Here is a 6,925-nt window from a genome sequence, read left to right as displayed (position 1 = left end):
CGAGATCTACACCGACCTGGCGCACGAGATCGTGGACAAGGCGTACTGGATGCCGTTCCTGTACGAGAAGAACATCAGCTGGCGTTCCTCGCGGGCGACCAACGTCTACTCGTCCGCTGCCTACAGCGGCCGTTACGACTACGTCTCGCTCGGTGTCGACGACGCGAAGAAGTAATCAGCAGTAGCCGCAAGGAAGTCCCACCGCCGAATCCCGCCAGTCCGAAGGGCAGGTGATGGCCCCGGGCGGTGGCCGGAACTCCTCACAAGGGGGCTCCGGCCACCGCCGGGCCGCGCACAGTGCTTGCTTATCTCATCCGGCGCCTGATCGCCGTTGTCGTCATGGTGCTGGTCGTACTGCTCGCGACCTTCACCGTCTTCTTCATGCTGCCCAAATGGGCGGGACAGGACATCGCCGTCCTCTTCGCCGGTAAGTCGTCCGGAGCCGAGCAGCTCGCGGGCATCCGGATCAAACTGGGCCTGGACGACCCTCTGCTCGTCCAGTTCTGGGACTTCATCAAGGGCATCCCGATGGGGCGTGACTACGCCAACGGGGCCGACGTGACCCACTGCCCGGCCCCCTGCTTCGGGTACTCCTTCCGTACCGAGGCGCCCGTCTGGGAAACCCTCAAGGACGCCCTGCCCGTCACCGCGGCGCTCGCCGCCGGTGCCTGTGTGCTGTGGCTGGCCGCCGGTGTCGCCACCGGCGTGCTCTCCGCGCTCAAGCGCGGCACCATCTGGGACCGCACCGCGATGATCACCGCCCTCGCCGGCGTCTCGCTCCCGGTCTTCTTCACCGGCATGATCGCGATGGGGCTCTTCGTCCACACCCTCGGCTGGGTGCAGATCGAGGACACCCTCACCACGGAGGACCCGATCAACGTCTGGTTCGAGACGCTGATCCTTCCCTGGATCGTCCTCGCGTTCCTCAACGCCGCCATGTACGCACGGCTCACCCGGGCCACCATGCTCGAAGTGCTCGGTGAGGACTACATCCGCACCGCGCGCGCCAAGGGCCTCGGCGAGGCCGTCGTCATCCGGAGGCACGCGCTGCGCTCCGCCATGACGCCGATCCTCACCGTCTTCGGACTCGACCTCGGTGTCCTCATGGGCGGCGCCGTGCTCACCGAGTCCACGTTCAACCTGCCGGGGCTCGGCCTCGAGGCGGTCAAGGCCATCAGCACCAAGGACCTGCCGGTGATCCTCGGCGTCACCTTGTGCGCATCGCTCGCGATCGCCCTCGCCAACCTCGTCGTCGACCTTCTGTACGCCGTCATCGACCCGCGAGTGAGGCTGGGATGACCGAACTGCACAAGACCGGAGCGGCGGTCGGAGAACCCGTCACCGCTTCGGTTCCTCCCACCGCCTTCCTCGAGGTCCGCGACCTCAAGGTGCACTTCCCGACCGACGACGGCCTGGTCAAGTCCGTCGACGGGCTCAGCTTCCAGCTGGAGAAGGGCAAGACCCTCGGCATCGTGGGCGAGTCCGGATCCGGCAAGTCGGTCACCTCGCTCGGCATCCTCGGCCTGCACACCGCGGGGCAGTACGGCCGCCGCAAGGCCCAGCTGTCCGGCGAGATCTGGCTCAACGGCACGGAGCTGCTCACGGCGCCCGCCGACGAGGTGCGCAAGCTGCGCGGCCGCGAGATGGCGATGATCTTCCAGGACCCGCTGTCCGCGCTGCACCCGTACTACTCCATCGGCCAGCAGATCACCGAGGCGTACCGCGTCCACCACAAGGTGGACAAGAAGGTCGCCCGCAAGCGCGCCATCGAGATGCTCGACCGGGTGGGCATCCCCCAGCCGGACAAGCGGGTCGACAGCTACCCGCACGAGTTCTCGGGCGGCATGCGCCAGCGCGCGATGATCGCCATGGCCCTGGTGAACAACCCCGAACTGCTCATCGCGGACGAGCCGACGACCGCCCTGGACGTCACCGTCCAGGCGCAGATCCTCGACCTCATCCGGGACCTGCAGAAGGAGTTCGGCTCCGCGGTCATCATGATCACGCACGACCTCGGTGTCGTCGCCGAGATGGCCGACGAACTGCTCGTGATGTACGGCGGGCGCTGCGTCGAGCGCGGCACCGCCGAGAAGGTCTTCTACGAGCCCGAGCACCCCTACACCTGGGGCCTGCTCGGTTCGATGCCGCGCATCGACCGCGAGCAGACCGACCGCCTCGTGCCGGTCAAGGGCTCCCCGCCCAGCCTGATCAACCTGCCGCAGGGCTGCGCCTTCAACCCGCGCTGCCCGTACGCCGACGTACCCAAGGACCAGATCACCCGCCGCGAGCGGCCCGAACTGCGCCAGGTCGCTCCGGGTCACTTCACCGCCTGCCACATGTCGCAGGAAGAGCGCACCCGGATCTGGACCGAAGAGATTGCGCCGACGCTGTGAAAGACGAAACGAAAGACCAGGCGAAGGGCCAGGAGATGACGATCCCGGCGCAGAAGGAGAGCTCGGTCGAGCCGCTGCTCAAGGTCGACGGCCTGGTGAAGCACTTCCCCATCAAGAAGGGGCTGCTGCAGCGCCAGGTGGCGGCCGTGCAGGCCGTCGACGGGCTCAGCTTCGACGTACGGCCCGGTGAGACGCTCGGCGTCGTGGGCGAGTCGGGCTGCGGCAAGTCGACGATGGGCCGCCTGATCACCCGGCTGCTCGAACCGACCGCGGGCCGCGTGGAGTTCGAGGGCACGGACATCACGCACCTGAACACGGGCAAGATGCGTCCGCTGCGCCGCGACGTGCAGATGATCTTCCAGGACCCGTACTCGTCGCTGAACCCGCGCCACACCATCGGCACGATCGTCGGTGCGCCGTTCAAGCTCCAGGGCGTCAAGCCCGAGGGCGGTCTGCGCAAGACCGTGCAGGAGATGCTGGAGCGCGTGGGGCTCAGCCCCGAGCACTACAACCGCTACCCGCACGAGTTCTCCGGCGGCCAGCGCCAGCGCATCGGCATCGCCCGTGCGCTCGCCCTGCGGCCCAAGCTGGTCGTGGCCGACGAGCCCGTCTCCGCCCTGGACGTCTCGATCCAGGCCCAGGTGGTCAACCTCCTGGACGACCTCCAGGACGAGCTCGGTCTCACGTACGTGATCATCGCGCACGACCTCTCGGTCATCCGGCACGTCTCGGACCGCATCGCGGTGATGTACCTCGGCAAGATCGTGGAGCTGGCGGACCGCAACGACCTCTACTCCACGCCGATGCACCCGTACACCAAGGCGCTGCTCTCCGCGGTGCCGGTGCCGGACCCCAAGCGGCGCGGCGCCAAGAGCGAGCGCATCCTGCTGCGCGGCGACGTCCCCTCGCCCATCGACCCGCCCACCGGCTGCCGTTTCCACACGCGCTGCTGGAAGGCGACGGAGATGTGCGCGAAGGTCGAGCCGCCGCTGATCGCCCTCGCGTCCGGCCACCAGGTCGCGTGCCACCACCCGGAGAACGCCGAGGACCAGCAGCCGGGCGACACCAAGCTGCTCCAGGTCGCCAAGGAGGCGATCGACGTGGTCTCGGTGGTGAGCAAGGCGGAGGAGACGGCCGAGGAGGCCGCGACCCCGAAGAAGACCGTCGCGAAGGACGCTCCGGAGGCTGTCGCGAAGACTGCCTCCGAGGACGCTCCGGAAGCGGAGTCCGAGGGTCAGGCGTCAACCGACAAGTAGCGCCTGATGACTTGGTAAAAATCAGGCACCAAGTCATGTACACGCCCATACGGGAGAGTGCAGAGTCTGCGTGTCCGTTTCACCGGAACACGCGCGAAGGGATGACTCATGGCACTCTCCCGTTCGGCACGTCTGGGGGCGCTGGCCACAGCCGCCGCCTCCTTCTGCTTGATCGCCGCCGCGCCGGGCCCCCACCCAGGCTCCGACGGCGTCGGCGACCCGTACTTCCCGCAGCTCGGCAACGGCGGATTCGACGTACGCCACTACGGCCTCGACGTGGCGTACAACCCCGACACCGACCGCCTCGACGGCCGCACCACGATCACCGCGCGCGCCACCCAGAATCTCTCCTCCTTCAACCTCGACCTCCAGAAGCTCCAGGTCACGAAGATCGAGGTGAACGACAGACGGGCGAAGTTCACCCGCAGCGGCGACGAGATACGCATCAGCCCGCCGAAAAGCCTGCGCAAGAACAAGACGTTCACCGTGACCGTCACCTACGGCGGCGTGCCCGAGCCGCTGAGCGGCCCCATCGTCTTCGGCTCCGACTACGGCTGGATGAAGACCACCGACGGCGTCTTCGTCGCCTGCGAGCCCAACGCGGCCTCCACCTGGTTCCCCTCCAGCGACCACCCCTCGGACAAGGCCGCCTTCGACATCCGCATCAAGGCACCCAAAGGCCTGACCGGGGTCTCCAACGGCCGCCTCGTCGACACGTCCACCAAGGGCGGCCAGACCGTCGCCCACTGGCGCGAGACCAAGCCCATGGCGACCTATCTCGCGACCGCCACCATCGGCAAGTTCGACGTGAAGAAGGGCAGGACCCCGGCCGGGACCCCGATCTACGTCGCCATCGACCCGGTCCTGGAGAACAGCAACAACGTCGACGTGTACGGCGTCACGGCCGAGGTCACCGACTACTGGTCGAAGATCTTCGGCCCCTACCCCTTCGAGGAGACCGGCGCGATCGTCGACGACATGCCGCAGGCGGGCTTCTCCCTGGAGACCCAGACCAAGCCGGTCTACTCCGCGATCCGCAGCGAGTCGACCATCGCCCACGAGCTCGCCCACCAGTGGTTCGGCGACTCCGTGTCGCCCGAGTCCTGGAACAACATCTGGCTGAACGAGGGCTTCGCGACCTACTCCCAGTGGCTGTGGAGCGAGCACAAGGGCACCCAGAGCGCCCATGACGCCTTCCTCGCCGGCTACAACTCGCGCCCCGCCGACTCGGCCTTCTGGCAGACGGTCGTCGGCGACCCGCAGCGCGACACCATGTTCGCCTCCGCCGTCTACCAGCGCGGCGCGATGACGCTCCAGGTCCTGCGCGAGCGCATCGGCGACAAGGCGTTCTTCAAGCTTCTCCCGGCCTGGGCCCAGCAGAACCGGTACGGGGACGTGAACACCGACGACTTCGTCCGGCTCGCGGAGAAGATCTCCGGAAAGCAGCTCGACGATCTGTTCCGGACGTGGCTGTTCACGAAGGGCAAGCCCGCTCTGTAGCCCGGGCCTCGTCGGGTGTGCGCCGACGGGCAGGTAAGAATGTCGCGTGATCCAGGATCTGTTCAGTCCCTCCGTCCAGCACGCGCTCGACATCGTCGGAATCTTCGTCTTCGCGATCTCCGGTGCGCTGCTCGCCGTGCGCAAGAACTTCGACGTCTTCGGCATCGCCGTGCTCGCCGAGGTCACCGCGCTGGGCGGAGGGCTCATCCGTGACGTGGTCATCGGGGCGGTGCCGCCCGCCGCCTTCGTCGACCTCGGCTACTTCATCACGCCGCTGTTCGCCGCCCTCCTGGTCTTCTTCCTGCACCCCGAGGTGGAGCGCACCCAGCTCGCGGTGAACGTCTTCGACGCGGCGGGCCTGGGCCTGTTCTGCGTCACGGGCACCACGAAGGCGTACGACTACGGCCTGGGCCTCACCGCGTCGGCGGCCCTGGGCCTTGCCACCGCGGTGGGCGGCGGCGTGCTGCGCGACATCATCGCCAACGAGGTGCCCTCGCTGGTGCGCTGGGACCGTGACCTGTACGCCGTGCCCGCGATCGTCGGCTCCGCGATGGTCGCGCTCTTCATCAACTACGACATGCTCGACGCCTTCACCAGCGGCCTCGCCGTGATCACGGCCTTCGTCCTGCGGCTGCTCGCGCTGCGCTACCACTGGCGCGCGCCACGGGCCTGGCACCGGCGGTCCACCGCGGTGGAGGTGGAGGCGGCGGAGGACTTGTCGTAGGGGGAGGGCTGACCGTCCGGCCGGAAAAGCTACCGCTCAGTAATGTCATGTTGTACGTTACCGGTATGGCAGAGGCAACATCCATAACGGCAGCGGTGCCCGCGAGCATCGGCGACAGCGAGTTCGACCGCGACACCGCGGTCACCCGGCGGGAGCCCGGTGTCTACGACATCGACCTCTCGGCCGGGTGGACGATCATCAACGCCGTCAACGGCGGCTATCTCCTCGCGGTCCTCGGCCGCGCGCTGGCCGACGCCCTGCCGCACGCGGATCCCTTCACGGTCTCCGCGCACTACCTCACGGCGTCCCACCCCGGGCCCGCCGTGATCCGTACGGACACGGCGCGGGCCGGGCGGACCCTGTCCACCGGGCAGGCCTCGCTCTTCCAGTACGACGAGGAGGGGCGCGAGGTCGAGCGGATCCGCGTACTCGCCTCGTACGGCGACCTGGACGGGCTGCCCGACGACGTCCGTACGACGGCGAAGCCTCCCGCGCTGCCGCCGCTGGAGCAGTGCTTCGGGCCGCAGGACGCGCCGGATCACCGGCCTGTGCCCGGCAGCTCCGCCATCAGCGACCGGCTCTTCCTGAAGCTGGACCCCTCCACCCTGGGGTGGGCCCTCGGGCAGCCCTCCGGGAAGGGAGAGATGCGGGCCTGGTTCGGGCTCGCCGACGGGCGGGACGCGGATCCGCTTTCGCTGTTGCTCGCGGTGGACGCGTTGCCGCCGACGGCGTTCGAGCTGGGGCTTTCGGGGTGGGTGCCGACGGTGGAGCTGACGGTCCATGTCCGGGCGAAGCCCGCGCCCGGCCCTCTCCGGGTGTCCATCACCACGCGGAACCTGGCAGGTGGCTTCCTGGAGGAGGACGCGGAGATCTGGGACAGCGAGGACCGCTTGGTGGCGCAGTCGCGTCAGCTGGCGCGGGTGCGGTTGGGCTGAGGTTCGGGCGCTCCCTGCCGGGCTTTCCCCAGTCCCGCCCCTTCCCGAAACCATGGGGCTCCGCCCCCTGGACCGCCGCCCAGATGTCCTCAATCGCCGGACGGGCTGGAGGTATTC

General features: G+C 68.4%; 6 protein-coding genes. All 6 read left to right on the top strand.

The annotated features are described in order from the left end of the window. Positions 1–297: 297 nt before the first annotated feature. The 6 genes from ACQKIP_RS35400 to ACQKIP_RS35375 all read left to right on the top strand — a co-directional run bounded on the left by ACQKIP_RS35400 (position 298) and on the right by ACQKIP_RS35375 (position 6,808). On the top strand, positions 298–1,299 hold the full coding sequence (locus ACQKIP_RS35400) for an ABC transporter permease (RefSeq protein WP_365865694.1): 1,002 nt from the start codon (positions 298–300) through the stop codon (positions 1,297–1,299). Then, positions 1,296–2,393, top strand: a complete 1,098-nt coding sequence (locus ACQKIP_RS35395; RefSeq protein WP_365865696.1) for an ABC transporter ATP-binding protein — start codon at positions 1,296–1,298, stop codon at positions 2,391–2,393. The genes ACQKIP_RS35400 and ACQKIP_RS35395 overlap by 4 nt, the downstream gene beginning before the upstream one ends. A 35-nt stretch (positions 2,394–2,428) precedes the next feature. After that, positions 2,429–3,649: an ABC transporter ATP-binding protein gene (locus tag ACQKIP_RS35390; RefSeq protein ID WP_365865831.1), complete on the top strand. Its 1,221-nt coding sequence runs from the start codon at positions 2,429–2,431 to the stop codon at positions 3,647–3,649. 108 nt (positions 3,650–3,757) lie between these two features. After that, positions 3,758–5,149: a M1 family metallopeptidase gene (locus ACQKIP_RS35385; protein ID WP_365865698.1), complete on the top strand. Its 1,392-nt coding sequence runs from the start codon at positions 3,758–3,760 to the stop codon at positions 5,147–5,149. Between the two features lie 46 nt (positions 5,150–5,195). Continuing rightward, positions 5,196–5,873, top strand: coding sequence for a trimeric intracellular cation channel family protein (locus tag ACQKIP_RS35380; RefSeq protein ID WP_365865700.1), 678 nt, complete (start codon positions 5,196–5,198; stop codon positions 5,871–5,873). A gap of 65 nt (positions 5,874–5,938) precedes the next feature. Beyond that, on the top strand, positions 5,939–6,808 hold the full coding sequence (locus ACQKIP_RS35375; RefSeq protein ID WP_365865703.1) for a thioesterase family protein: 870 nt from the start codon (positions 5,939–5,941) through the stop codon (positions 6,806–6,808). The last annotated feature ends 117 nt before the right edge of the window (positions 6,809–6,925 follow it).

The sequence above is a fragment of the Streptomyces sp. NPDC059900 genome (assembly GCF_050270335.1).
Lineage (GTDB): Bacteria > Actinomycetota > Actinomycetes > Streptomycetales > Streptomycetaceae > Streptomyces.
Note: the sequence above shows the minus strand (reverse complement) of the source record. Positions and strands in the feature narration are given on the sequence as shown.